Origin of the sequence: Klebsiella sp. K5-45 (genome assembly GCF_030128605.1) — a bacterium.
In the GTDB taxonomy this organism is placed as follows: Bacteria; Pseudomonadota; Gammaproteobacteria; order Enterobacterales; family Enterobacteriaceae; genus Klebsiella; species Klebsiella quasipneumoniae.
The window spans coordinates 417,065-440,770 of the sequence record NZ_JAKUZW010000005.1 but is presented as its reverse complement, the minus strand read 5'-3'; the positions used below and the strand labels follow the sequence as shown (position 1 = coordinate 440,770).

Annotated in this window: 24 protein-coding genes, 3 tRNA genes and 1 pseudogene; 19 read left to right on the top strand and 9 right to left on the bottom strand. The window is 55.0% G+C overall.

Annotation, left to right across the window (positions count from 1 at the left end):
• A partial coding sequence (locus MKS11_RS13810; RefSeq protein ID WP_225368923.1) for a hypothetical protein occupies positions 1–95 on the bottom strand: 95 nt, incomplete at its 3' end.
• Between the two features lie 293 nt (positions 96–388).
• On the opposite strand from MKS11_RS13810, the gene yedD reads away from it, so the two are divergent.
• Positions 389–823 carry a lipoprotein YedD gene (gene yedD / locus MKS11_RS13805; RefSeq protein WP_072140493.1) on the top strand — a complete coding sequence of 145 codons (435 nt, stop codon included), beginning with the start codon at positions 389–391 and terminating at the stop codon, positions 821–823.
• Positions 824–864: 41 nt separating this feature from the next.
• Here the strand turns inward: yedD and amyA are convergent, their stop codons facing one another.
• The gene (gene amyA / locus MKS11_RS13800) at positions 865–2,352 is read right to left on the bottom strand and encodes an alpha-amylase (protein WP_004203469.1); all 1,488 of its coding nucleotides are present in this window, start codon (positions 2,350–2,352) and stop codon (positions 865–867) included.
• 200 nt (positions 2,353–2,552) lie between these two features.
• Here amyA and tcyJ point away from each other — a divergent pair, with 200 nt between their 5' ends.
• The 5 genes from tcyJ (at position 2,553) to sdiA (ending at position 6,905) form a co-directional block, all read left to right on the top strand.
• On the top strand, positions 2,553–3,353 hold the full coding sequence (gene tcyJ, locus MKS11_RS13795; RefSeq protein WP_004203468.1) for a cystine ABC transporter substrate-binding protein: 801 nt from the start codon (positions 2,553–2,555) through the stop codon (positions 3,351–3,353).
• Between the two features lie 95 nt (positions 3,354–3,448).
• Entirely contained in the window at positions 3,449–4,435 is a 987-nt protein-coding gene (gene dcyD, locus MKS11_RS13790) for a D-cysteine desulfhydrase (protein ID WP_004203467.1), read from the top strand.
• A gap of 15 nt (positions 4,436–4,450) precedes the next feature.
• Positions 4,451–5,119 carry a cystine ABC transporter permease gene (tcyL, locus tag MKS11_RS13785; RefSeq protein ID WP_004203466.1) on the top strand — a complete coding sequence of 223 codons (669 nt, stop codon included), beginning with the start codon at positions 4,451–4,453 and terminating at the stop codon, positions 5,117–5,119.
• Positions 5,116–5,868: an L-cystine ABC transporter ATP-binding protein TcyN gene (gene tcyN, locus MKS11_RS13780; RefSeq protein ID WP_284109597.1), complete on the top strand. Its 753-nt coding sequence runs from the start codon at positions 5,116–5,118 to the stop codon at positions 5,866–5,868. Before tcyL ends, tcyN begins: the two co-directional genes overlap by 4 nt.
• 314 nt (positions 5,869–6,182) lie before the next feature.
• Entirely contained in the window at positions 6,183–6,905 is a 723-nt protein-coding gene (gene sdiA, locus MKS11_RS13775; protein WP_128335448.1) for a transcriptional regulator SdiA, read from the top strand.
• Positions 6,906–6,972: 67 nt separating this feature from the next.
• Here sdiA and MKS11_RS13770 read toward each other — a convergent pair whose 3' ends face one another.
• Positions 6,973–7,197, bottom strand: coding sequence for a DUF2594 family protein (locus MKS11_RS13770; RefSeq protein ID WP_004203457.1), 225 nt, complete (start codon positions 7,195–7,197; stop codon positions 6,973–6,975).
• A 461-nt stretch (positions 7,198–7,658) separates the two neighbouring features.
• Here MKS11_RS13770 and uvrY point away from each other — a divergent pair, with 461 nt between their 5' ends.
• The 8 genes from uvrY (at position 7,659) to MKS11_RS13730 (ending at position 14,338) form a co-directional block, all read left to right on the top strand.
• A complete protein-coding gene (gene uvrY / locus MKS11_RS13765) occupies positions 7,659–8,315 on the top strand; it encodes a UvrY/SirA/GacA family response regulator transcription factor (RefSeq protein ID WP_002911539.1) in 657 nt (218 codons plus the stop codon).
• Entirely contained in the window at positions 8,312–10,144 is a 1,833-nt protein-coding gene (gene uvrC, locus MKS11_RS13760) for an excinuclease ABC subunit UvrC (protein WP_017900233.1), read from the top strand. The genes uvrY and uvrC overlap by 4 nt, the downstream gene beginning before the upstream one ends.
• A gap of 57 nt (positions 10,145–10,201) precedes the next feature.
• Positions 10,202–10,750 (top strand): CDP-diacylglycerol--glycerol-3-phosphate 3-phosphatidyltransferase, encoded by a 549-nt coding sequence (pgsA, locus tag MKS11_RS13755; protein WP_004141115.1) that lies wholly within the window; start codon positions 10,202–10,204, stop codon positions 10,748–10,750.
• Positions 10,751–10,900: 150 nt separating this feature from the next.
• Positions 10,901–10,976 (top strand) — tRNA-Gly (locus MKS11_RS13750).
• 40 nt (positions 10,977–11,016) lie between these two features.
• Positions 11,017–11,090, top strand: a tRNA-Cys gene (locus tag MKS11_RS13745).
• Between the two features lie 13 nt (positions 11,091–11,103).
• Positions 11,104–11,190: transfer RNA gene (locus tag MKS11_RS13740), tRNA-Leu, on the top strand.
• Between the two features lie 1,499 nt (positions 11,191–12,689).
• Complete coding sequence (locus MKS11_RS13735) at positions 12,690–13,571, top strand: dihydrodipicolinate synthase family protein (RefSeq protein WP_211773186.1); 882 nt, start codon at positions 12,690–12,692, stop codon at positions 13,569–13,571.
• Positions 13,572–13,669: 98 nt separating this feature from the next.
• Entirely contained in the window at positions 13,670–14,338 is a 669-nt protein-coding gene (locus MKS11_RS13730) for a YecA family protein (RefSeq protein WP_284109596.1), read from the top strand.
• A gap of 25 nt (positions 14,339–14,363) precedes the next feature.
• On the opposite strand, the gene tyrP is transcribed toward MKS11_RS13730, so the two are convergent.
• Entirely contained in the window at positions 14,364–15,575 is a 1,212-nt protein-coding gene (gene tyrP / locus MKS11_RS13725; RefSeq protein WP_004203453.1) for a tyrosine transporter TyrP, read from the bottom strand.
• Positions 15,576–15,766: 191 nt separating this feature from the next.
• On the opposite strand from tyrP, the gene MKS11_RS13720 reads away from it, so the two are divergent.
• Positions 15,767–16,006, top strand: a complete 240-nt coding sequence (locus tag MKS11_RS13720) for a YecH family metal-binding protein (RefSeq protein WP_004203452.1) — start codon at positions 15,767–15,769, stop codon at positions 16,004–16,006.
• Between the two features lie 36 nt (positions 16,007–16,042).
• On the opposite strand, the gene ftnA is transcribed toward MKS11_RS13720, so the two are convergent.
• Positions 16,043–16,540: a non-heme ferritin gene (gene ftnA / locus MKS11_RS13715; RefSeq protein WP_004203451.1), complete on the bottom strand. Its 498-nt coding sequence runs from the start codon at positions 16,538–16,540 to the stop codon at positions 16,043–16,045.
• Between the two features lie 57 nt (positions 16,541–16,597).
• Positions 16,598–16,762 carry a hypothetical protein gene (locus tag MKS11_RS13710; RefSeq protein WP_032456329.1) on the bottom strand — a complete coding sequence of 55 codons (165 nt, stop codon included), beginning with the start codon at positions 16,760–16,762 and terminating at the stop codon, positions 16,598–16,600.
• A gap of 187 nt (positions 16,763–16,949) precedes the next feature.
• Between MKS11_RS13710 and MKS11_RS13705 the strand changes: the two genes are divergently transcribed.
• Entirely contained in the window at positions 16,950–17,588 is a 639-nt protein-coding gene (locus tag MKS11_RS13705) for an RpiB/LacA/LacB family sugar-phosphate isomerase (protein ID WP_004203450.1), read from the top strand.
• Between the two features lie 37 nt (positions 17,589–17,625).
• On the opposite strand, the gene MKS11_RS13700 is transcribed toward MKS11_RS13705, so the two are convergent.
• Positions 17,626–19,047, bottom strand: a complete 1,422-nt coding sequence (locus MKS11_RS13700; RefSeq protein WP_053810180.1) for an MFS transporter — start codon at positions 19,045–19,047, stop codon at positions 17,626–17,628.
• A 147-nt stretch (positions 19,048–19,194) separates the two neighbouring features.
• Here MKS11_RS13700 and MKS11_RS13695 point away from each other — a divergent pair, with 147 nt between their 5' ends.
• The gene (locus tag MKS11_RS13695; protein WP_004203448.1) at positions 19,195–19,446 is read left to right on the top strand and encodes a DUF2766 family protein; all 252 of its coding nucleotides are present in this window, start codon (positions 19,195–19,197) and stop codon (positions 19,444–19,446) included.
• Positions 19,447–19,483: 37 nt separating this feature from the next.
• On the opposite strand, the gene MKS11_RS13690 is transcribed toward MKS11_RS13695, so the two are convergent.
• Entirely contained in the window at positions 19,484–20,995 is a 1,512-nt protein-coding gene (locus MKS11_RS13690) for an MFS transporter (RefSeq protein ID WP_211773194.1), read from the bottom strand.
• 65 nt (positions 20,996–21,060) lie between these two features.
• On the opposite strand from MKS11_RS13690, the pseudogene MKS11_RS27685 reads away from it, so the two are divergent.
• Positions 21,061–21,138: pseudogene (locus tag MKS11_RS27685) on the top strand (succinate dehydrogenase); the annotation flags it as partial.
• A 160-nt stretch (positions 21,139–21,298) separates the two neighbouring features.
• Here the strand turns inward: MKS11_RS27685 and MKS11_RS13680 are convergent.
• On the bottom strand, positions 21,299–21,808 hold the full coding sequence (locus MKS11_RS13680; protein ID WP_048324866.1) for a non-heme ferritin-like protein: 510 nt from the start codon (positions 21,806–21,808) through the stop codon (positions 21,299–21,301).
• A gap of 892 nt (positions 21,809–22,700) precedes the next feature.
• Here MKS11_RS13680 and MKS11_RS13675 point away from each other — a divergent pair.
• Entirely contained in the window at positions 22,701–23,681 is a 981-nt protein-coding gene (locus tag MKS11_RS13675) for an arabinose ABC transporter substrate-binding protein (RefSeq protein ID WP_048295835.1), read from the top strand.
• Positions 23,682–23,706: the final 25 nt, after the last annotated feature.

Below are 23,706 nucleotides of genomic sequence, written 5' to 3'. Positions count from 1 at the left end.
GCTTTATTGTAGGTGGGCCAGTTGGAGATTTTGAACTTTTGCTTTGCCACGGAACGGTCTGCGTTGTCGGGAAGATGCGTGATCTGATCCTTCAACTCAGCAAAAGTTCGATTTATTCAACAAAGCCCTATTCCGCATCTCTGCATATAATTTGCCAGGAAAACTCTTAAAGTAAAGTCGAGAACCGGTAGTGTGAGCGAATTAAAAACAAAAAGTGCCCGTGGCTGCTATGGTTAGGCGCCAAAGATTCTTTTACTTTCAGAATTTCCTTATTTCATATGAAGGTCGCGATGCCTGGCCGTGTTTTACCCGGCTTCTCCGCCCGCAGCGGGGGTGGAAGGCTTAACGCTTTAATGCCACAATACTTTTTTATCAGCTTGTGGGATGAATGATGAAACAGTTAGTTTTTGCTGGCATGGTGGTGGCGCTGGCCGGATGCGTGCAGGTTGATCGTTACGAAGACGTTGTTAAAGCCCCTGCGCCGGCAGGCCTGGAAGGCTACTGGCAGACGAAAGGGCCGCAGAGTGAGATGATGAGTCCGGACGCCATCGCCAGCCTGATCGTCACCAAAGATGGGGACACCTTCGACTGCCGCCAGTGGCAGCGCGTGATCGCCCAGCCGGGGAAACTGATGAACCGCGATAGCGATATCTACAACGTGACCGCTTCCCTGGATATCTACCCGATCGAGCGCGAGGGCAACACCCTTTCCTACGATCGTATGACGTTGACCCGCGTTGAACGTCTCACCCCGGAGTGCGAGAAAGCGTGGGCTAAAGCGCGTGCCACCGCTCCAGTCAGCGCGCCGACCACCGCGCACTAAGATTCCGGCGGGCCACCGCTGGCCCGTCCGGCGTCAGATGACTACAGCACCGCCTCCAGCACCCACACGCTGACGCTTCCTCCGTTACAGGTAAAGGTGGCGCAGCCTTCGCCGTCGGTTTCGACAATCTCTTCCCGATTGCCCAGGAAATCCCGCCAGCGTTTGTTGCCATAATTCTCGCCCAGCGTCAGGGTCTTTTCTCCCTCATCACCATTGGACATCACCACCACGCAGCCGGGATCCTCGTCCGTGCCGCTGCGGCTGAAGGCAATGCAGTTGGGGTGATCGAACCAGAGAGTCTGCACGCCGTGGGCAAAACGCTGACGGGCGTCGATCAGCTCGTGGAGTTGTTCGATAACGGGCATTTCTATGGCGTAGGTTTGTCCGTCGCCGCCGGTATCCTCATAGGAGGCGCCGAAGAGATCGGCATAGAAGACCGAGGGTACGCCATTTTCACGCAACAGGATCAGCGCATAGGCCAGCGGTTTAAACCATGGCTCAACAGGCGCCTCGAGCGCCTGCAGCGGCTGGGTATCATGGTTGGTGACCAGGGTGACGGCATGGAAGGGGTCGGCTTCCACCAGCGTCCCGCTGAAAATCTGGCTCATGTCGTAATCGCGCCCCTGGCGGGACGCTTCATGAAATTTCATCTGCAGCGGGGCGTCAAACAGCATCGTCTTGCCCTCGACCAGATCGATATACTGCTGGAGCTTTTCCACTTCATGGGACCAGTATTCCGCAACAATAAACAGCGGCTGCGGGGCTACCTCCTGAACATGCTCGATCCACGCTTTGTAAAACCATGCGGGGATATGCTTCACAGCGTCAAGACGAAAACCGTCGCAACCGGTTTGCTCCATCACCCAGCGCGCCCAGTATTTGATCTCTTCGGTGACGGCGTGATTACGAAAATCGATATTGGCGCCCATCAGGTAGTCGAAGTTGCCAAGCTCGTCATCGACCTGTTCATTCCAGCCTTCGCCGGTGTAGTCGTTGACGATTTTAAATACACCGTCTTCCGTCGGATTCTCGATGTGGTCAATGCCGCTAAAGCACTTGTAGTCCCAGACAAACTGCGAATACTGTCCGGCGCGCACCGGGAAGGTATAGCGAGTCCATGCCTCGCACTCGATGATCGTCTCGTCAATTTGCGTGCGATCCTGCTCATCAACGCGCTGCACGCGCAGGGCCTCTTTTTCATCGGCGCCCATTTTATGGTTCACCACCACGTCCAGCAGCACGGCGATGTCGTGCTCCTTCAGGGCGTTGATTGCCGCCAGCAGCTGGGTCTTATCGCCATATTTGGTGGCGACAGAGCCCTTTTGATCAAACTCGCCGAGGTCGAAGAGATCGTAGGTGTCATAGCCGACGGAATAGCCGCCCGAGGCGCCTTTGTAGGCGGGGGGCAACCAGACCATATTGATGCCGATTTCGTTAAGACTGGGGGCCAGCGCTTCGACTTCACGCCACAGTTCGCCGCCGGCGGGGTAGTACCAGTGAAAACATTGCAACAAGGTGGGGTTTTTCATCTTCCATGCTCCAGACGTCAACAGGCTGACCTTTGCAGTATGGGAGATATCCCGCAAAACGGGTGAGGAAAGCCCTGAATTTCGCTATACCCTAAAGCGGATCATATATAATAAATTTGCATAAGATGTAGCGTAACGATGTTGGTGTCGGGCCGTTAAGCGCTTTACACTACAGGAAAATCCTAACCTTCGGGGTATCTATGAAATTAGCACTTCTGGGTCGTCAGGCGCTGATGGGCGCGATGGCCGTTGTTTTGATGGCTGGCGTTAGCGTGAAAACTTTTGCGGCGGAAAACCTGCTCAATCAGATTAAAGAGCGCGGCACCCTGCGCGTGGGCCTCGAAGGCACCTATCCTCCTTTTAGCTTCCAGGGCGATGACGGTAAGCTGACCGGCTTTGAAGTGGAGTTCGCCAACGAGCTGGCGAAACATCTGGGCGTGAAGGCTGACCTCAAACCGACCAAGTGGGACGGTATGCTGGCCTCGCTGGATTCCAAGCGCATTGACGTGGTGATTAACCAGGTCACTATCTCTGATGAACGTAAGAAAAAATACGATTTCTCCACCCCGTACACGATCTCCGGTGTGCAGGCGCTGGTGAAGAAAGGCAACGAAGGCGCGATTAAAACCGCGGCGGATCTGAAAGGCAAGAAAGTGGGCGTCGGGCTGGGCACTAACTATGAAGAGTGGCTGCGTCAGAACGTCCAGGGCGTGGATGTCCGCACCTATGATGACGATCCGACCAAATACCAGGATCTGCGCGTAGGCCGTATTGACGCGATTCTGGTTGACCGTCTGGCGGCGCTGGATCTGGTGAAGAAAACTAACAACACGCTGGCGGTAACCGGCGAAGCGTTCTCCCGTCAGGAAGCTGGCGTTGCACTGCGCAAAGGCAACGATGACCTGCTGAAAGCGGTAGATGGCGCGATCGCGGATATGCAGAAAGATGGCAGCCTGAAGGCCCTGTCAGAGAAATGGTTTGGCGCTGACGTGACAAAATAAAGGCCAGCGGTGAAAAAAGGCGCTCCTGGAAGCGCCTTTTTTTATTTAGCGCGTAACTGTGTGCATAATGAAGCATAACTGAGTCAGGAGGGGCCATGTCACTGCAAAATTTAACCCGCTTTCCGCGTCTGGAATTGATCGGCGCGCCGACGCCGCTGGAGTATCTGCCGCGTCTGTCCGATCACCTCGGGCGCGAAATATTTATCAAACGTGATGATACGACGCCGTTGGCGATGGGGGGAAACAAACTGCGCAAGCTGGAGTTTCTCGCCGCCGATGCGCTGCGCGAAGGGGCGGATACTTTAATTACCGCCGGCGCGATCCAGTCTAACCATGTGCGCCAGACGGCGGCGGTCGCCGCCAAACTGGGCCTGCACTGCGTGGCGCTGCTGGAAAATCCCATCGGCACCCGTGCGGAGAATTATCTGAGCAATGGCAACCGCCTGCTGCTGGATCTGTTTAATACCCAGGTTGAGATGTGCGATGCCCTGACCGATCCCGCTGCGCAGCTCGACGAGCTGGCGACCCGTATCGAAGCGCAGGGGTACCGCCCGTATGTCATTCCGGTCGGCGGTTCAAACGCCCTTGGGGCGCTAGGCTATGTGGAAAGCGCGCTGGAAATCGCCCAGCAGTGCGAAGACGCGGTGGAGATTTCGTCGGTGGTGGTGGCCTCCGGGAGCGCCGGCACCCATGCCGGACTGGCGGTCGGCCTTGAACAGCTGATGCCGCAGGCGGAACTGATTGGGGTGACGGTGTCGCGCGCGGTTGCCGACCAGCTGCCGAAAGTGGTAGCGCTGCAGCAGGCCGTGGCCAACAGCCTTGAGCTGCAGGCGAAAGCCGACATCATCCTGTGGGACGATTACTTTGCCCCAGGCTACGGGACGCCAAATGAGGAAGGAATGGCCGCCGTGAAGCTGCTGGCGCAACTGGAAGGTATTTTGCTCGACCCGGTTTATACCGGCAAAGCGATGGCCGGACTTATCGATGGCATTACGCAGAAACGCTTTAAGGATGAAGGGCCGATTTTGTTCGTCCATACCGGCGGAGCGCCGGCGCTGTTTGCCTATCATCCTCACCTCTAATACAGAAACCACAGCATGCAAGAAAGTATTCAACTGGTCATCGATTCTGCGCCTTTTCTGCTGAAAGGCGCCGTCTTTACGCTGCAGCTGAGCATTGGCGGGATGTTTTTCGGCCTGGTGCTGGGCTTTATCCTGGCGCTGATGCGCATGTCGACCCTCTGGCCGGTAAAATGGCTGGCGCGCATGTATATCTCCATTTTTCGCGGGACACCGCTTATCGCCCAGCTGTTCATGATCTACTACGGCTTGCCGCAGTTTGGCATTGAGCTTGACCCGATCCCGGCGGCGATGATCGGCTTATCGCTGAACACGGCGGCCTACGCGGCGGAAACCCTGCGCGCGGCCATCGCCTCGATTGACAAAGGGCAATGGGAAGCGGCGGCCAGTATCGGTATGACCCCCTGGCAGACGATGCGTCGGGCTATTTTACCCCAGGCGGCGCGGGTCGCTTTGCCGCCGCTCTCTAACAGTTTTATCAGCCTGGTAAAAGATACCTCGCTGGCGGCGACGATCCAGGTGCCGGAGCTGTTCCGTCAGGCGCAGCTTATCACCTCGCGTACGCTGGAGGTCTTCACCATGTATCTGGCCGCCTCTCTGATCTACTGGGTGATGGCGACGGTACTCTCCTCGCTGCAGAACTATTTTGAAAACCAGCTGAACCGCCAGGAGCGTGATCCGAAATGAGTGCGATTGAAGTAAAAAGCCTGGTGAAAAAATTCCATGGCCAGACGGTGCTCCACGGTATCGACCTGGAGGTGCAGGAAGGCGAAGTGGTGGCAATCATCGGCCCCAGCGGCTCGGGTAAAACCACCCTGCTGCGCAGCATTAATCTGCTGGAGCAACCGGAGAGCGGCACTATCCGCGTCGGCGATGTGACGATCGACGCTGGTCGCAGCCTCGGGCCGCAAAAAGGGCTTATCCGTCGGCTGCGCCAGCACGTTGGCTTTGTCTTCCAGAACTTCAACCTGTTTCCCCACCGGACGGTGCTGGAGAACATCATTGAAGGGCCGGTCATCGTAAAAGGTGAAGACAAGCAGGAGTCGATGGCGCGGGCGCGCGATCTGCTGGCGAAAGTGGGCCTCAGCGGCAAAGAGAACAGCTATCCGCGCCGCTTCTCTGGCGGGCAGCAGCAGCGGGTCGCGATTGCCCGCGCGCTGGCCATGCGTCCGGACGTGATCCTGTTTGATGAACCGACCTCGGCTCTCGATCCCGAGCTGGTAGGGGAGGTGCTCAATACCATCCGCCAGCTGGCGCAGGAGAAACGTACCATGGTTATCGTGACCCATGAAATGAGCTTCGCTCGCGACGTTGCCGATCGGGCGATTTTTATGGATCAGGGACGCATCGTTGAACAAGGCGAGGCCAAAGCGCTGTTCGCCTCGCCTCAGCAGCCGCGTACCCGCCAGTTCCTCGAAAAATTCCTGATGCAATAGAGCAGGCGCAGGCGCGGCGGCTCGCCTTCGTGTGAGCCGCCGCAATGAGCCCAATTCCACGCTGGGGTAACACCCCATCGTCACGTCTTTGTGCTATTTACTCCCCTGGCCGTATACACCGCTTCCCATCCCCCCTTGTAGGGTGTAGAAAATGAAGGGAGGGGCCTTAGTTTCAGCGCAGCGAACTGGGAAAAGGCAAGTCTTCAGGCTAATAAATGCGACAGCTACGATATTTTATACATATAAATAAGATTTATGTGTTAGTTTTCTGTATTTATAATAATGATTATCAATCAGGAGTTATTTGCACAGCTATGAGGGACAATGATTTTTTCAGCTGGCGGCGGGATATGCTGCATCAATTTCAGTCCATGGCCGCCGCTCAGGAGGTTTATAATCTCCTGCAACGAGAAACAGAAACGCTGGAATATGATTTCTATACGCTTTGTGTGCGTCACCCGGTGCCTTTCACTCGCCCCCGCGTCACGTTTCAGTCGACCTATCCCCGCGCATGGATGTCTCATTACCAGGCAGAGAATTATTTCGCCATAGATCCCGTATTACGCCCGGAGAATTTTATGCGTGGCCATCTGCCGTGGGAAGATGGGCTGTTTCGCGATGCGCAGGCGTTATGGGACGGCGCGCGCGACCATGGTCTGCAAAAAGGGGTGACACAGTGCCTGACGTTGCCGAATCATGCTCAGGGTTTTCTCTCCGTCTCCGCGAACAACTGTTTGCCGAACGCTTATGCTGAAGATGAGCTGGAGCTGCGCTTGCGAACGCTGACGGAGCTGAGCCTGCTGACGCTCTTGCGTCTTGAAGATGAGATGGTGATGCCGCCGGAGATGAAATTCAGCCGGCGCGAACTGGAGATCCTCAAATGGACCGCGGAAGGAAAGACCTCTGCGGAGGTGGCGATGATTCTCTCGATTTCGGAAAATACGGTCAATTTCCATCAGAAGAATATGCAACGGAAATTTAACGCGCCGAATAAAACGCAAATTGCCTGTTACGCTGTGGCGACAGGGTTAATCTGAAGGCGCCTGCCGTTCTGCGTGCCAGACGTGATACCGGCTGTCAGTCATACTTTCAGCCGGTACAGGATTACTGCCGATAAGCTTGTTTAATTTGCTTAACGGTGCTGGAGAATACGGCGGCCTGAGCCTCATCTTCCATCTGCGCGATCTGCTTTTCCATTTTAATAATCACGCGACCCGCATCTGCCTGGCCCATCGCCTGCAGCATCAGCGTCATCATCGCTTTCAGGCAGGAGACTTCCTGCGCCAGTTCCTGATTATTTTCTGCAGTGGAAAAATCTGGTGTGCTCATCGATATCCTCGTTTACTCGCTGCGCTATTGCGCTCTACTCAATGTGAAGGCCGCGCAGTATACCACAAGCGACAGAAAAAAAAGGAGTGCTTAATTTCTGTTCTCTCATCTGAGCTGTGAATGGTTTTATGCTTCAGATAAGACGTAATAGCCATCGTCAGGCCAATAATTGCCACTATCTATTTAGTACGTTAATAATTGTTACATATTTAGCTTCGTATTTATGCGCTACGTAATCTGTTGTGTTTTTTGTGCCTTCTGTATGGGGATTGTTAAAAAATAAGACTCGTGCAACCGACTGTTCGCAATGACTTTCCACTGAGTGTGCACAGACATTGCCATAAATGAGAGCCAAATCGAGGCGAGGGCATTTTTTTGCCTTTTAAAATAGCAATAAAACCCGGTAATATGTGGGAGATAAAGTATCAGTAGCGTTATCCCTCATTCTGGAGATTATTCCTTTGATCAACGTTCTTCTTGTTGATGACCACGAACTGGTGCGCGCAGGGATACGACGCATTCTGGAAGATATAAAAGGGATTAAAGTCGCTGGCGAAGCCTGCTGCGGCGAAGACGCCGTCAAGTGGTGCCGGGCTAATTCCGCCGATGTCGTCTTGATGGACATGAACATGCCCGGGATCGGGGGTCTGGAAGCGACGCGCAAAATTGCGCGCTCGGTAGCGGGCACGAAAGTGATCATGTTGACCGTGCATACTGAGAATCCCTTACCTGCCAAGGTCATGCAGGCGGGGGCGGCAGGTTATCTCAGTAAGGGCGCCGCGCCACAGGAAGTGGTGAATGCGATTCGCTGCGTCGCGTCAGGGCAACGTTATATTGCCTCTGATATTGCTCAGCAAATGGCGTTAAGTCAGATTGAACCGGAAAAAACAGAATCGCCGTTTGCCAGTTTGTCTGAACGCGAATTGCAGATTATGCTGATGATCACCAAAGGTCAGAAGGTGAATGAGATCTCAGAGCAGCTGAATCTGAGTCCTAAAACGGTTAACAGCTATCGCTATCGGATGTTCAGCAAATTGAACATTCATGGCGATGTCGAGCTGACCCACCTGGCAATTCGCCATGGCCTGTGTAATGCGGAGTCGTTAGCAAGCCAGTGAGTGATGTTTTTGACGCAAAAGCTTTCCTGAAAACGGTAACTAGCCAGCCCGGTGTGTATCGGATGTATGATGCTGGCGGAACCGTCATCTATGTTGGCAAAGCCAAAGATTTGAAAAAGCGGCTCAGTAGCTACTTCCGCAGCAACCTCGCGTCGCGTAAAACGGAAGCGCTGGTGGCGCTGATCGCGCAAATCGACGTGACCGTCACCCATACCGAGACGGAAGCGCTGCTGCTTGAGCACAACTATATCAAGCTGTACCAGCCGCGGTACAACGTGCTGTTGCGCGACGATAAGTCGTATCCTTTTATTTTCCTCAGTGGCGATACCCATCCGCGTCTGGCGATGCATCGTGGCGCCAAACATGCGAAGGGCGAGTATTTTGGTCCTTTTCCCAACGGCTATGCCGTGCGCGAGACCTTGGCGCTGCTGCAGAAGATCTTTCCCATCCGTCAGTGTGAAAACAGCGTCTACCGCAATCGCTCCCGTCCCTGTCTACAGTATCAGATTGGCCGCTGCCTCGGGCCGTGCGTGGCGGGGCTGGTCAGTGAAGACGAGTATGCACAGCAGGTGGAGTATGTGCGGCTGTTTCTTGCCGGCAAAGATGACCAGGTGCTGACTCAGCTCATCGCGCGGATGGAGAAGGCGAGCCAGAACCTTGAGTTTGAAGAGGCGGCGCGCATTCGCGACCAGATTCAGGCCGTCCGCCGCGTGACTGAGAAACAGTTTGTCTCTAACACCGGCGACGATCTTGACGTGATCGGGGTTGCCTTCGATGCCGGCATGGCTTGCGTCCATGTACTGTTTATCCGCCAGGGTAAAGTACTGGGCAGCCGCAGCTACTTCCCGAAAGTGCCTGGCGGCACCGAGCTGGGCGAGGTCGTCGAGACCTTTGTCGGCCAGTTCTATCTGCAGGGCAGCCAGATGCGCACGCTGCCGGGGGAAATTTTGCTCGACTTTAACCTCGGAGATAAGACGCTGCTGGCCGAGTCGCTGTCAGAACTGGCGGGGCGTCGAATCCATGTGCAGACCAAGCCGCGCGGCGACCGGGCGCGTTATCTTAAGCTGGCGCGCACCAATGCCGCGACGGCGTTAACCACCAAATTGTCTCAGCAATCGACCATTCATCAGCGTCTGCAGGCGCTGGCCTCCGTGCTGGAGCTGCCGGCGGTGAAGCGGATGGAGTGCTTTGATATCAGCCACACCATGGGCGAACAGACCGTCGCCTCCTGCGTGGTATTTGACAGCAATGGTCCGCTGCGCGCGGAGTACCGGCGATACAATATCGCCGGCATCACCCCGGGCGATGACTATGCGGCGATGAATCAGGTCCTGCGCCGTCGCTATGGCAAAGCGATTGATGACAACAAGATTCCTGATGTGATCCTGATAGACGGCGGCAAGGGGCAGCTGGCGCAGGCGAAAGCGGTATTTGCGGAGCTGGACGTCCCCTGGGATAAACATCATCCGCTGCTGCTGGGCGTGGCGAAAGGTAGCGATCGTAAAGCCGGCCTGGAAACGTTATTCTTTGAGCCGGAAGGCGAGGGGTTTAGCCTGCCACCGGATTCGCCGGCTCTGCACGTGATCCAGCATATCCGCGATGAATCGCATGATCATGCAATCTCCGGCCATCGCAAAAAACGGGCGAAAGTGAAGAACACCAGCTCGCTTGAGACTATCGAGGGGGTGGGGCCGAAGCGTCGCCAGATGCTGCTGAAGTACATGGGTGGACTGCAGGGGCTGCAGCAGGCCAGCGTCGAAGAAATTGCCAAAGTACCGGGCATCTCTCACGCTCTGGCAGAAAAGATCTTCTACTCGTTGAAACATTAGGGGCTCTGTAGCAACATAGGGCTAATTTTTACTTACAACAGATAGTTACCCGTCACTATGCAATTTAATATCCCTACGTTGCTTACTCTGTTCCGCGTCATCCTGATCCCGTTCTTTGTGCTGGCGTTTTATCTGCCCTTTAGCTGGGCGCCGTTTGCCTGCGCGCTGATTTTCTTTGTTGCCGCTGTGACCGACTGGTTTGATGGTTTCCTCGCCCGACGCTGGAACCAGAGTACCCGGTTCGGCGCCTTCCTCGATCCGGTGGCCGATAAAGTCATGGTGGCTATCGCCATGGTGCTGGTCGCTGAGCACTATCACACCTGGTGGGTCACGCTGCCGGCGGCGACGATGATTGCCCGGGAAATTATTATCTCCGCGCTGCGCGAGTGGATGGCGGAGTTGGGAAAACGCAGCAGCGTGGCGGTCTCGTGGATTGGCAAAGTAAAAACCACCGCTCAGATGACCGCCCTGGTGTGGATGCTGTGGCGTCCTTATCCGTGGGTGGAATGGGCAGGGATCGCGCTTTTCCTCGTGGCGGCGGTGCTGACGCTGTGGTCGATGCTGCAATATTTGAACGCGGCGCGCGGCGATTTGCTTGATCAGTGATCGTTTCGCCGTTATTTTCAGCAAACGATGCAAAGTTGCGAAAAATACCGTTGACTCACCGCGAGAGATAAGTAGAATGCAACGCATCGAACGGCGGCACAGTCTTCCAGACGATAACAAAATCAAGTGATTAGCAAATAACTTGATGATGCGGGAATAGCTCAGTTGGTAGAGCACGACCTTGCCAAGGTCGGGGTCGCGAGTTCGAGTCTCGTTTCCCGCTCCAAATTAATAGCATCGGCATAGGCGGGTGCTTCAGTATCAAAGGCGCGTTAGCAAAGCGGTTATGTAGCGGATTGCAAATCCGTCTAGTCCGGTTCGACTCCGGAACGCGCCTCCACTTTATATCCCGAGCCCGGATGGTGGAATCGGTAGACACAAGGGATTTAAAATCCCTCGGCGTTCGCGCTGTGTGGGTTCAAGTCCCACTCCGGGTACCATTGGGATAAAAGCAGAATAATCAAAGCAATAAGCAGTGTCGTGAAACCACCTACGGGTGGTTTTTTTGTTTTTAAATCCCTCTTCATCACGACATGTCATCCTGTTTCTCTTGTCCATCTTGCGCTACACCCGAATTATTGTCACTGGTTAAGCCTGCGCCTGGAGATACGGGGTGCCGCTCTGAATCCGGGCAAGGAGAAGCTTGAAGTCAAGGTCTGTGACCGGCACAGACTTCTGGCGTAAAGGCTTACCGTCGCGAAGCAGGTCCGAGTCGCGGTGGATAATCGGCTTAACGGGTGGGGGATAAGGCGTTCGGGACGATCTCGCTCCCCCAGGCCAACAGGGAGGAAGCGAGTGGGAAGAATACGAGACAGCGGACCGGTGTTGGAACCGTCTCTATAGTTCGAGTTTGAAAGAAAGTACTTTCGATATAAATACCATCTCATCCGTAAGCGAAGGGAATTTGCCGGTAAATTTTTCTTCAGACTCCGGGGTAAAACGATATAGCGAATAATTATCCCCGGACGCGATGCTCTCCAGCTGAAGGTGAGGGGGGTTCCGCAGTGAAAAAGCTAACAGATAGAAGTTCGTCGTGTGCTGAGCCAGTTCAGCGACTAATGCCGGGGGCACCTTTACAAGATTGATCTCTTCTCTGCAGCAAATGACAAAAAGCTTGCCATCCGCGCTTTTTAATATGTTCCTGAACCTCTTTACTGCCCGGACGTAATACGCCTAAACGGTTCGAGGGATCGCGATGGGTGAAAATCGTCCCACAGGCAATCGATGACCATCGCGGGGCAGGAAAAAATCCAGTCAAAAGGCAGAGAGGTGTTTTCAGATTGAATTTTTTCAGTGTCCGCGATGTTAAACAATGGCTTCCTGGCGACACAATGTGCTTTACAGCCAACCGCTCTTGAGTCTCCGTCCCTGATACACAATGTGGCGGGAGACACATATTCTCGAATGCCATTCTGGATGTTGTTAATCCCATGAACTCGTCACTGTTTATCAGCGATGCGTTAAGAAGTTGCGCTGATTCTGCAAGCGGCTTGTCAGAAGTTGCGTGATAATAGTTTTCAGGACCGTCAGGATCTCCAGGTCGACCCAGTAATATTTTATACGTTGACTTTATTAATCATATTTCTAGATATTTTTCCTGGTTGTCATCTGCCATTTTTTATCCATTTGAAGCCGTAGTGGTACCTTATTTAATTGCTGCTTATATATAACAACATCAATCATGCGGTCTTATGGCAAATTGATTTAAGATTGGCAATGCAGCAAAAATAGCGACTGCAGGGAACGGCGTCGTTGAATATCCTCGGCAGAATCGGGTGGCTATCGATGTCTGGGCTGAAAGCGGCAATATCGCGAATGGGATCACCCCGTAGTGGGGAACCACCCCATTGTCACCGGCAATCGCTGATTTGTCCCAGGACAAAACCATCTCTCCCTGCTACTATCGTCCGGACACTTCTCCCAGCCTGCCGGAGGCATCATGTTCACAGGGCTTTGCGCATTTCCGTTAACGCCGCTGCATCAGCAAAATATCGATGAAAAAGCGTTTATTCGTATTCTTGCTCGTCTTACCGATGCGGGAGTCGACTCCCTGGGCATCTTAGGTTCAACCGGCAGCTACGCTTATCTCAGTCGTGAGCAGCGCAAGCGGGTCGTGCAGGTGGCGAAGGCGCATGCCGGGTCGACCCCGATGATGGTCGGCGTCGGCGCCATCGCCACCAGCGAGGTGCTGCGGCTGGTGGAAGATGCCCAGCAGGCCGGGGCGGATGCATTGCTCCTGCCGATGATGTCCTATCAGCCGCTGTTTGCGGAGGAGATCTATGCTTTTTACGAGGAGGTCTGCCGGCATGCCTCGGTGCCGGTTTGCCTGTATGACAATCCCCGTACCACCCATGTGACGTTATCGGATGAGCTGCAGGGGCGTATTGCCGCCTTACCGGCCATCGCCTCGATTAAAATTCCCGGTCTGCCCGCGCCACAGGCCAGCGAACGGGTGGCGGCGCTGCGTCGTCATCTGCCTTGCGGCGTCACGCTTGGCGTGAGCGGTGACGTCCGGGCGACAGCGGGCTTGCAGGCCGGCTGTGAGGTCTGGTACTCGGTTTGCGGCGGACTCTTTCCCTGGATCTCACTGGCGCTGGTAAAAGCCATCCGTCACGGCGACGCGGAACAGGTGGCGGCGCTGAATAAGCAACTGGCGCCCCTCTGGCGGTGCTTTGACCGCTACGGCGGCAGCCTGCGGGTGATCGCCGCCGCTGCGGCCATCCTGGGATTGTGCGACCCTGACTCGCTTCCCCGCCCCTTGCTGCCGTTAGGGGAGGAGGCCTGTCGCGACGTGGCGGCGGCGCTACAAGGGCTGGCCTGATTGTGTCAGGGCGGCGCAGGCGCAATGGGCGCTGCCGGGTGGCTTTCTGCCGGCATTTCGGCTACTGTAGGCCCGATTTTTACCATGCGAGCCTGTGAATGAATACCGGACCCTTAAACGAAAACGAACTGGAATGGCTGGACGAGACGCTGGCGAAATACGCCACCGAAGGCGCTATTCTGGATGTCTCTGAACTGGATGGCCTGCTGACGGCGATCCTCTCGGCGCCCACCGCTATTGAACCCGCCCAGTGGCTGTTGGCGATCTGGGGTGGCGCAGATAATGTGCCACGCTGGGCCAACGACCGCGAGCGCGATCGCTTTGTCAATCTGACGCTGCAGCATATGAGCGATATCGCCGAACGACTTGAGTCTTATCCCGATCAGTTCGAACCGCTGTTCGGCACCCGCGAAGCGGAAGGTCAGGAGCTGACCATCGTTGAAGAGTGGTGTTTTGGCTATCTGCGCGGCGTGGCGCTGAGCGACTGGTCGACGCTGCCCGCTGAACTTCAGCCTGAGCTGGAGGCGATTGCGCTTCACGGTAGCGAAGAACAGTTTTCCGCGCTGGATAATCTGACGGCGGATGAATTTATCGCCAGTATCGAGCGTATCACCCCGGCGGCGCTGGCGCTTTACCAGTACTGGATGGTGAATCCGCAGCCGGAGGTGGTCCCGCAGCCGGTAAGAAATGAGACGAAAGTCGGACGTAACGATCCCTGCCCGTGCGGCAGCGGTAAAAAGTATAAGCAGTGTTGCTTAGCGAAATGAAAAAGGGGCCGGCTGGCCCCTTCTTTTATCCCACCGCCGGTAACAGCCCGGCGACGATGCAGAACTGGATCGCCACGATGCCGATCCCGCACAGCAGGACCAGCCACAGCGCCGGGGCGCCGCCGGCCACCCGCCAGGCGGCCTGCGGATGCAGTCGGCGACTCTTCATGACCAGCATGGCCGGTAACATCAGGGCCAGAACGGCCAACGCCACCCCGGCGTAGCCCAGGGCCATGACGAAGCCGCGGGGATAGAACAGGGCGAACGCCAGCGGCGGCAGAAAGGTGATCATCCCGCTCTGCAGACGCCCGCTGACGTTGTTTTTGCGCTGAAACATATCGGCCAGATAATCAAACAGCCCGAGCGAGACGCCGAGGAAGGAGGTCGCCAGCGCAAGGTCGGCAAACAGGTGTACTGCCAGCTCCACGTGCGGTGACGCTACCACTTCGCGGATCGCCTCCAGCAGACCGTTCAGACCGGCATGTTGCGCCAGCAGGGCGGTAAAGGCTGGGGCGTCGATACTGCCCAGCGTCGCCAGCTGCCAGAAAATATAGGCCACCAGCGGAATAAAACTGCCGATAATAAACACCCGACGCAGTTTACGGATATCGCCCCCCAGATAGCTGACGATACTCGGCACGCTGCCGTGAAAGCCGAAGGAGGTAAAGATCACCGGAATGGCCGACAGCGCCAGGCCTTGCTCAACCGGCAGCGTGAGCAGATTCACCTGATGAATGTGCGGCATCAGCAGGGCCAGCATAATCACCAGGAAGACGATTTTGGCGCTAAACAGGAAGCGATTGAACAGGTCGACCAGCGCGGTGCCAATGCACACCACCGCCCCGCCGAGCAGGGTGAAGATCAGTACGCCTGCGGCCGGCGGCAGCTGCCAGTCCAGCCACTGGTTTAGGCTGGAAGCGAGTAATTCGCCGGCGCCACTAATGTAGGCCGCCGTGAGGGCGTATAACAGAAACAGCATGCACAACCCGGTGATCCACTGTCCGTAACGGCCCAGATAGCGCGCCGCCAAAGAACCGAGCCCCATATCGGCAGGGACATGCTGGTAGACTTCCAGTAGCAAAAGGGCGGTATAGCACATCAATGCCCACAGGGTGAAAAGTAAACCCAGCGTGACGGTAAACCCGACGCCTGCGGCGGCCAATGGCATTGCCAACATTCCTGCACCGATTGTGGTGCCGGCTACGATTAAAATACTGCCCAGAGTGCGGTTCTTCACGCTTTTCGCTATCCCTACAGCAAATCACAATAATTTATGCCGCGCAGAGTAGGGGATATTGCGTCTTTCGTCAAATCAGGGTTACAAGCAGTGTAATTAAAACTTTACGAACTCGAAAGGGCGAAAGCCTGCGCTGGCGCAAGGCACGGGCCGCCGGTCTGGCCTAAGCTGACGTTTTTTCCGGAGGGGTTATGTCTTCTATTCATGGTCATGAAGTGCTGCAGATGATGCTGGCGTCGGGGGAGTGCTGGACGGCAGCTTCGCTGGAGGCGGCCATTCACCGTCGCTTTGGCGCAGAGGCGCGCTTTCATACCTGTTCGGCGGAAAATCTGAGCGCTGCGGAGCTGGTGGCGTTTTTAGAGCAAAAAGGTAAATTTATTGCCAGAGCGACAGGGTTTACCACCGCAGAAAATAAGATTTGCCAGCATTAAAAATGCCGCGACGGAGAAGCGTCGCGGCGCGAGCAATTAATTCTGCGTATCGAGAGTGGCCAGCTCTTTGTCGATAAAGTACAGACCTTCACCGCTTTTCCCGGCGAGGGTCAGTTTGTCAATTACCGATTTAAATAATTTCTCTTCTTCATGCTGTTCGGCGACATACCACTGCAGGAAATTAAAGGTCGGGTAATCCTGACTGGTCATAGCCGCGTGCGCCAGTTCATTAATTTTTTGCGTGATCAGCTGCTCGTGCTCATAGGTCTGGCGGAACAGTTCATCCAGTGACGCATACTCGGCAAACGGGGAGGCGATGGCGTTGATGCGCGGCAGGCTGCCGGTGTCGGTCAGGTAGTCGAACAGGCGCTGCATATGGGTCATCTCTTCCTGGGCATGGCGACGCAGGAAGGCCGCAGCCCCTTCAAAACTATGGTAACTGCACCAGGCGCTCATCTGCTGATAAAGAAGAGAAGAATAAAGTTCAAGATTCATCTGTTCATTCAGTTTGTCGATCATTTCCGTTTTCAGCATCGTCGCGCTCCTGGAATTAAAAAATAGATGTTATCGGCTGCCACTATAATTTGTTATTTAATTATTTGCAAAAAGTAAATTTAAAAATATTTTATTTAAAATGCTAATGGGAATAACACGCATTGGCAATTTAATAATAAATGAGAATAGTTTTAATTTATTATTAGTTTTTTGCGGAAGCGAAACGACGCCCTCTGCGGGTTGCCTGGTGGGGAGCGCCAGGCGGAGTCGTCCTGATGAGGGGCGACACGGTAACCTGAGCGGCAGAGGCGGTGAAAGTGTGAAGCGCTGCGTAATTTATAAAACAACTTTTCATAAAATTTGAAAGTTTGTTTTCCAGGTAGTAGAGTGCAGTCAACGCCAATGACATTCTGCGGGCAGGCCCGCACAGCATTCAGGAGAGTAAACCATGAAGATTGCACTGATGATGGAGAACAGCCAGGCGAACAAAAACGCCATCATTCTCAAGGAGCTTAACGCGGTTGCCGACGAAAAAGGATTTCCGGTCTTTAACGTCGGTATGAGCGATGAGAACGATCATCATCTGACCTATATTCACCTCGGGATCATGGCCAGCATCCTGCTGAATTCGAAGGCGGTTGACTTCGTGGTCACCGGCTGCGGTACCGGCCAGGGAGCACTGATGTCGCTGAACATCCATCCTGGCGTGGTCTGCGGCTACTGTATCGACCCGGCGGACGCGTTCCTGTTTGCCCAGATCAACAACGGTAACGCGCTGTCGCTGCCGTTTGCCAAAGGTTTCGGCTGGGGCGCCGAGCTGAATGTGCGCTTTATCTTTGAAAAAGCCTTTACCGGTCGTAACGGGGAAGGCTACCCGCCGGAGCGCAAAGAACCGCAGGTGCGTAATGCCGGGATCCTCAACCAGGTCAAAGCGGCGGTAGTCAAAGAAAATTATCTCGACACCCTGCGCGCCATCGATCCGGAGCTGGTGAAAACTGCGGTCTCTGGCCCTCGCTTCCAGCAGTGCTTCTTCGAAAACTGCCAGGATAAAGCGATCGAAGCGTTCGTCCGTCAGATCGTCGGGTAATCGTTATCAGGGCCAGCGCCGCTGGCCCTTCCATCATTCAGGTTTTCTTCGCCGACACGCTGCTGCCTGCCGTTTTAGCCAGATGCAGGCTGTCGATCATCCCCACCAGACAGATCACCGCGATAAACACAAACGCCAGGCGAAAGCTGATCCCCGGCACGGCGGAAAGGTGCAGCCAGTCGCCGACCTGTTCCCCCAGGCGAATGCCGATCGCCCCAAGCGTGATCCCCAGCCCCACCGCCAGCTGCGACGCGGTACTGAACAGGGTATTGGCATCGCTCATCTGCGCGGCGGGGACATCGGCAAAGGCCAGCGTGCTCACGCCCGTGAACTGAACAGAGCGAAACACCCCGCCGAGATAAAGGATCAGCATGATCGCCCAGACCGGGGTTTGCGGCGTGAGCAGCGCGCATGCCAGCAGCGAACAGACGTTCAGCGCGCCGTTGACCAACAGCAGGCGACGAAAGCCCAGCCAGCGGATCAGCGGCGTGGTGGCGGGTTTAATGGTTAAATTGCCGACAAATACCGCCAGCACCAGCAGGCCGGAGTGAAAGGGATCCATACCGAACCCCACCTGGAACAGCAGGGGGAGCAGAAAGGGCACCGCGCTGATGGAGGCCCGGAACAGCGAGCCGCCGTACATCGTCACCCGGAACGTCGGCACCTGCAGGGCGTCGAGACGAACCATAGGCGCCGCCGCCCGGCGGAAATGACGAATGGAATATAACAGACAGCCGAAGCCCAGCGCCGCGAGGGCCAGCGTGGGCCAGATCTCCGGCTGGCGAGCGCCGAGCCGTTCCATCGCGGTGACCAGGCTAACCATCGCCACCGCGGTCGTGATAAATCCTGTCATATCGAAGGCGCGCCGCTCCGTTTCGCGGATATCAGGAATGATGCGCAGCGACAGGATAATCGCCGCAACGCCCAGCGGGACATTGATAAAGAAGATCCAGTGCCAGCTGGCGTAGCGGGTAATAAAGCCTCCCAAAGGCGGGCCGATAATGGGGGCCACCAGCGCCGGCCAGGTGAGGGTGGCGATGGCCTTGATCAGCAGGTGTTTCGGCGTGGTGCGCAGTACCGCCAGACGGCCGACGGGGACCATCAGCGCGCCGCCGATCCCCTGCAGGATACGCATGGCGACAAAGGTATGCACGTCGCTAGAGAGGCCGCAAAAGATCGAGGCAAGGGTAAAAATGGCCAGAGCGAGGGTGAAGATAGCCCGGGCGCCGAAGCGATCGGCGATCCAGCCGCTGGCCGGGATCAGCACCGCGAGGGTTATCAGATAGGCGCTGATGCCGATATTAAGCTCGACGGCGGTGACGCCAAAATCTCTCGCCATGTCGGGCAGGGCGGTAGCGATCACCGTCCCGTCGAGAAACTCCATAAAAAAGGCGCCAGCCACCAGCAGCGCCGGGGCTGAAAAGGCACGTTCGTTACCGGAAGAGATCGCGGTGTTCATGTTGTCGCTGCCATCAAGAGGATCCTCGGCAAAGCGGCAGCAGAGGCGCCGCCAGCCACTCGGGTGGTGAAAAAAACCTGCCGCGGCAGGTTTTATTATCGTTATCGATTTAGGGTACTATTACGCTCCTGAAAAAAGGAGTAATTAATGTCTCAACATCTTACCGAACACGACGAGCTGGTTTCCGATGTGGTTGCCTGCCAGCTGGTTATCAAGCAGATCCTCGACGTGATTGACGTCATCGCGCCGGTGGAAGTGCGTGAAAAAATGACCAGTCAGCTGAAAGCCATCGACTTCGCCAGCCACCCGGCTTCTGCCGACCCGGTGACGCTTCGCGCGGTGCAAAAAGCGATTGCCCTGATTGAGCTGAAGTTTACCCCGCAGGAAGAAACGCATTAATAACCGGCCCCGCGGATTCCCGCCGGGGCCTTTTTCTTTAATGAGAAACCACGGTCTGCACTGGCGCAGACTCAGCGGTTTTAAACAATTTGCTGTTGCCCCAGCACTCTTCGTAGCGATGGCCAACCAGATCCTCAACGATTGCCCGCACCTCCGGCGCAATATCACTGATTTTACCGCCTGCTTTAATCCGCGCGACTTCCTGCAGAACCACCAGATGGGCTTTACGGTCCAGTTTCATCTGCTTACTGAAGACGATGGCGGCCAGGGCTAAGGCGACGACACCGACGCAGAATACCACCGCGATGGCGGTCACGGCGCTTTCCGGTTGGCTGTGCGCTTTTGACTGGAAACCGTAAAAGCTCAGGATGGCCCCCATCGAAAACACCACAATCGAGCGCAGAATTTTCCCTGAGAAGGTCATGGCGCCGGCATAGATGCCTTCCCGGCGGCGTCCGGTGTAGATTTCGTCGACATCGGCGAGGAAGGTGTAAACGGTCCAGGGAATATAGTAAACCCCGCCGGTCCCCAGGCCGAACAGCACGGTAATACCGAACATCAGCACTGTCGCCAGGCCTGACGGCAGATGGAAGAACCACAGCGAGGTATACAGCAGGACTGCGAAAATCACGATCCCCAGCGCGAGGATATAGGGTTTGCTAAAGCCCTTTTTCACACACAGGCCGATAAACAGCGCGGTGGAGATCAGCTGCAGAATCGAGTTCAGGCTGTTCAGCCCGGCCACCATTGCCGGATCGTGCTGCAGAACGAATATCACGAAATAGGTGAAGATGGAGGCAAACAGCCATTCCGCGCCAAACCCGCACAGGTACATACCGAGATGTTTGCGGAACACGCGCAGATAAAAGGTGGAACGCATGTCTTTCGCCAGCGACAGCAGGGTGCTCAGCAGCCGCTTTTTCGCGCTGGTATCCACGGCTTCCGCACGCTCGCGCTCCCAGCTGCACAGCCACAGGCAGGTAATCGCGACGATCAGGATCGCGCCATAGGTCAGCCCGGTGAGGAAGAAAGGGGTGGCGGAATCTTTGCCGTACAGCAGAATGAACTGTCCGGGAATAAACGCGGCGAGGAAGTTGGCCAGCTTGCCGAAGATGGCTTTATAGCCGGTGAGCTTTGAGCGTAGCGAGAAATCATCGGTCATCTCTGTCGCCAGCGTCTCATAGGGCACCATGATGGAGGTATAGATGATCTCAAACACCACATAGGTACACAGGTAGTACCAGAAACTCAGGCCCTCTACCCATAGCAGCGGGTAGAACAGCATCAGAGGAATGCCGATCAGCAAAAAGAAGCGCCGACGTCCAAAGCGCTTGCCTAACCGCGTTTTGCCAAAATTATCCGTCAGATAGCCCATCAGCGGGTTGCTGATGGCGTCGATGATGCTGGCGACGGAGAAGATAAATGAGGCCTCGATCAGCGTCAGGCCGCAAAAGGTCGTATAAAAATAGAGTAGCCATGCTCCGCTTATCGCCAGTGCGCCACTCCCTAACAGATTACCGCCGCCGTAGGCTAACTGATGGCGTAACAAGATCGGTCTTCCCTGCAGCCCTTCAGAGGCTGAAGCCGTGTATCTAGCCATAAAAAATAAACCTCGTGTTTTATATTTTTGAAACAGTGTTTTTATATTTCTTTATGACTCAACAAAAAGTGACCGCGCTCACTAATCCCCCCTAAGGGGTAACGGTGACGAGGGAATGGGATCGAGTTAAAACTTTTTTATTCGTTTGAGGAATAAATAGCAGGGGAGAATAGCAAGAACGGATTAATAAACAGGGCGGGGCAGCGCGAACGCGCTCCCCCTGACCGGGCGAGAAAGGCCCGGCGCGTCTGATTAGTGGGGGTTCTGTGACGCTCCGACGAGGGCCATCAGACGGCGATCGGTCTGTTCCATACCTATCCCGGCTTTGTCGGCATTGCGAATTTCCTCGAGCACGCTTTGCAGCAGCAGCCCATCCTGCTGCTGCTCTTCCGCCAGGCGGGTCAGAAAACGCCAGGTGTTGTCATCGCTCTGCGCTTTGGCTTCCTCGGCGAGACCGCTCAGCATACTGCTCCGCTGGCGGTAATCGACCAGGGTTTGGGTAAAGAGATCTTCCAGCGAGGTACATTCGGGATTACAGGCGCGGTCGGGATTGACTATCGGCCAGTTGCCGGCTTTTTTCAGATAGTCAAATACGCGCATGGTGAGGGTGATGCTGCATTGCGCGCGGTTGCGCAGAAATGTCGCGGCGCCGTCGAAGCGATGCCGGGCACACCACTCGCTTAAGTTCAGGTAAACGTTAGAGGCGTGGAACTCAAGGTTCATCTGGGTGTTTAGCTTTTGTGCCATTCCTGGAACTGCCATAAAAATATCCTTATTAACCGGGAAGGGGTTACTGGTGCGCGTCAGCGGTTCCTGGAGCAAACAACAGGATAAAAGAGTGACGCGCTGCACTGTTGCAGAATAATAAAACTCTACACATTCCGTATGAGTCGGGTAATTTTTCCACTTGCCGACAATTTAAGAATACTCGCTGAGTGCGATTAAGAAAACTCTCAAGATGGATAATTTACGTTTTGTTACACCATTATTCCTGCATGACGACATGCAGTGGGATTGCGGCTCAGGCTGGGGAATGAGTGCGGTGTGTCAGGTATAAGTTATAGATATTTGACTACGAGATTCATCGTATAACTCAAAGCTATAAGTTATTTCAGAGGGCAATGTTTCGTTGTGATGATAATTATTTTTATTTTTTGTTGCAGGCTTTCCTATGCAGCGGGAATATCTTTTATCAATTCGGAATAAATTACGCAAAAGATCCGTTTTATCGCGATATAAAACGGCCGACGCTGGACTGGCGGCGCGCGTCTGTTGCACAACAGCGCCGGCGGGCAGTCGACCGCCGCTGCGACCCCCTTAGCCGCTGGTTATAACAGTGCCGTAACCCTCTGTTAAACACCCACTGACATCACAAGGATAAGCCTGCTGGTGGTATAGATGATCCTGCTATTCACTGGTTAAATTGTATGACAATTATGTCTTTTTTTATGTCTTTTTTTGCTAAATCTATGTACGCAATTACTGTAATTTCGCGATGTGATAATGCTCTCGTATGGAGAAATAATTTCCGGGTATTACTACTCTAACAACGGCAGTAGGGGATGCGATTTTTCTAATGCCTTGTTTTGATGCTGATAAAAAAGTTAATTCCGATTTTTCCCTACATGAAAGCGAATTAAAGCTGGAGTTTACCATGCACAAATTTACTAAAGCGCTGGCGGCCATTGGTCTCGCAGCGGTTATGTCACAATCAGCTATGGCGGAAAACCTTAAATTGGGTTTTCTGGTGAAACAGCCGGAAGAGCCATGGTTCCAGACCGAGTGGAAATTTGCTGATAAAGCAGGAAAAGATTTAGGCTTTGACGTCATTAAAATAGCGGTACCGGATGGTGAGAAAACCCTGAACGCCATCGATAGCCTGGCGGCCAGCGGCGCGAAGGGCTTTGTCATCTGTACCCCCGATCCTAAACTCGGCTCGGCGATAGTCGCTAAAGCACGCGGCTATGACATGAAGGTGATTACCGTCGATGACCAGTTCGTCAACGCCAAAGGTAAACCGATGGAGAGCGTGCCGCTGGTGATGATGGCGGCCAGCGAAATTGGCGCCCGCCAGGGACAGGAGCTGTATAAAGAAATGCAGAAACGCGGCTGGGATGTCAAAGACACTGCGGTGATGGCCATCACCGCCGATGAGCTGGACACCGCCCGTCGTCGCACCACCGGCTCCATCGATGCCCTGAAGGCGGCCGGCTTCCCGGAAGCGCAAATCTACCGCGTTCCGACAAAATCTAACGATATCCCGGGGGCGTTTGACGCCGGTAACTCAATGCTGGTCCAGCACCCGCAGGTGAAACACTGGCTGATCGTTGGGATGAACGATAACACTGTGCTTGGCGGCGTGCGTGCCACTGAAGGGCAGGGCTTTAAAGCGCCGGATGTGATTGGTATTGGCATCAACGGCGTGGATGCCGTCAACGAACTGTCGAAGGCGCAGGCGACCGGCTTCTATGGCTCCCTGCTGCCAAGCCCGGACATCCATGGCTATAAAACCAGTGAAATGCTCTACAACTGGGTCACCAAGGGCGTTGAGCCGCCGAAGTTCACGGCGGTGACCGATGTGGTGCTGATTACCCGCGATAACTTCAAAGAAGAGCTGGCGAAAAAAGGGCTGTAACAGCCCGGTTGAACTGGCCCCCGCC

Coding starts and splice junctions, on each gene's coding strand:
- yedD (WP_072140493.1), top strand. CDS start 389: ATGATGAAACAGTTAGTTTTTGCTGGCATGGTGGTGGCGCTGGCCGGA.
- amyA (WP_004203469.1), bottom strand. CDS start 2,352: ATGAAAAACCCCACCTTGTTGCAATGTTTTCACTGGTACTACCCCGCC.
- tcyJ (WP_004203468.1), top strand. CDS start 2,553: ATGAAATTAGCACTTCTGGGTCGTCAGGCGCTGATGGGCGCGATGGCC.
- dcyD (WP_004203467.1), top strand. CDS start 3,449: ATGTCACTGCAAAATTTAACCCGCTTTCCGCGTCTGGAATTGATCGGC.
- tcyL (WP_004203466.1), top strand. CDS start 4,451: ATGCAAGAAAGTATTCAACTGGTCATCGATTCTGCGCCTTTTCTGCTG.
- tcyN (WP_284109597.1), top strand. CDS start 5,116: ATGAGTGCGATTGAAGTAAAAAGCCTGGTGAAAAAATTCCATGGCCAG.
- sdiA (WP_128335448.1), top strand. CDS start 6,183: ATGAGGGACAATGATTTTTTCAGCTGGCGGCGGGATATGCTGCATCAA.
- MKS11_RS13770 (WP_004203457.1), bottom strand. CDS start 7,197: ATGAGCACACCAGATTTTTCCACTGCAGAAAATAATCAGGAACTGGCG.
- pgsA (WP_004141115.1), top strand. CDS start 10,202: ATGCAATTTAATATCCCTACGTTGCTTACTCTGTTCCGCGTCATCCTG.
- MKS11_RS13735 (WP_211773186.1), top strand. CDS start 12,690: ATGTTCACAGGGCTTTGCGCATTTCCGTTAACGCCGCTGCATCAGCAA.
- MKS11_RS13730 (WP_284109596.1), top strand. CDS start 13,670: ATGAATACCGGACCCTTAAACGAAAACGAACTGGAATGGCTGGACGAG.
- MKS11_RS13720 (WP_004203452.1), top strand. CDS start 15,767: ATGTCTTCTATTCATGGTCATGAAGTGCTGCAGATGATGCTGGCGTCG.
- ftnA (WP_004203451.1), bottom strand. CDS start 16,540: ATGCTGAAAACGGAAATGATCGACAAACTGAATGAACAGATGAATCTT.
- MKS11_RS13705 (WP_004203450.1), top strand. CDS start 16,950: ATGAAGATTGCACTGATGATGGAGAACAGCCAGGCGAACAAAAACGCC.
- MKS11_RS13700 (WP_053810180.1), bottom strand. CDS start 19,047: ATGAACACCGCGATCTCTTCCGGTAACGAACGTGCCTTTTCAGCCCCG.
- MKS11_RS13695 (WP_004203448.1), top strand. CDS start 19,195: ATGTCTCAACATCTTACCGAACACGACGAGCTGGTTTCCGATGTGGTT.
- MKS11_RS13680 (WP_048324866.1), bottom strand. CDS start 21,808: ATGGCAGTTCCAGGAATGGCACAAAAGCTAAACACCCAGATGAACCTT.
- MKS11_RS13675 (WP_048295835.1), top strand. CDS start 22,701: ATGCACAAATTTACTAAAGCGCTGGCGGCCATTGGTCTCGCAGCGGTT.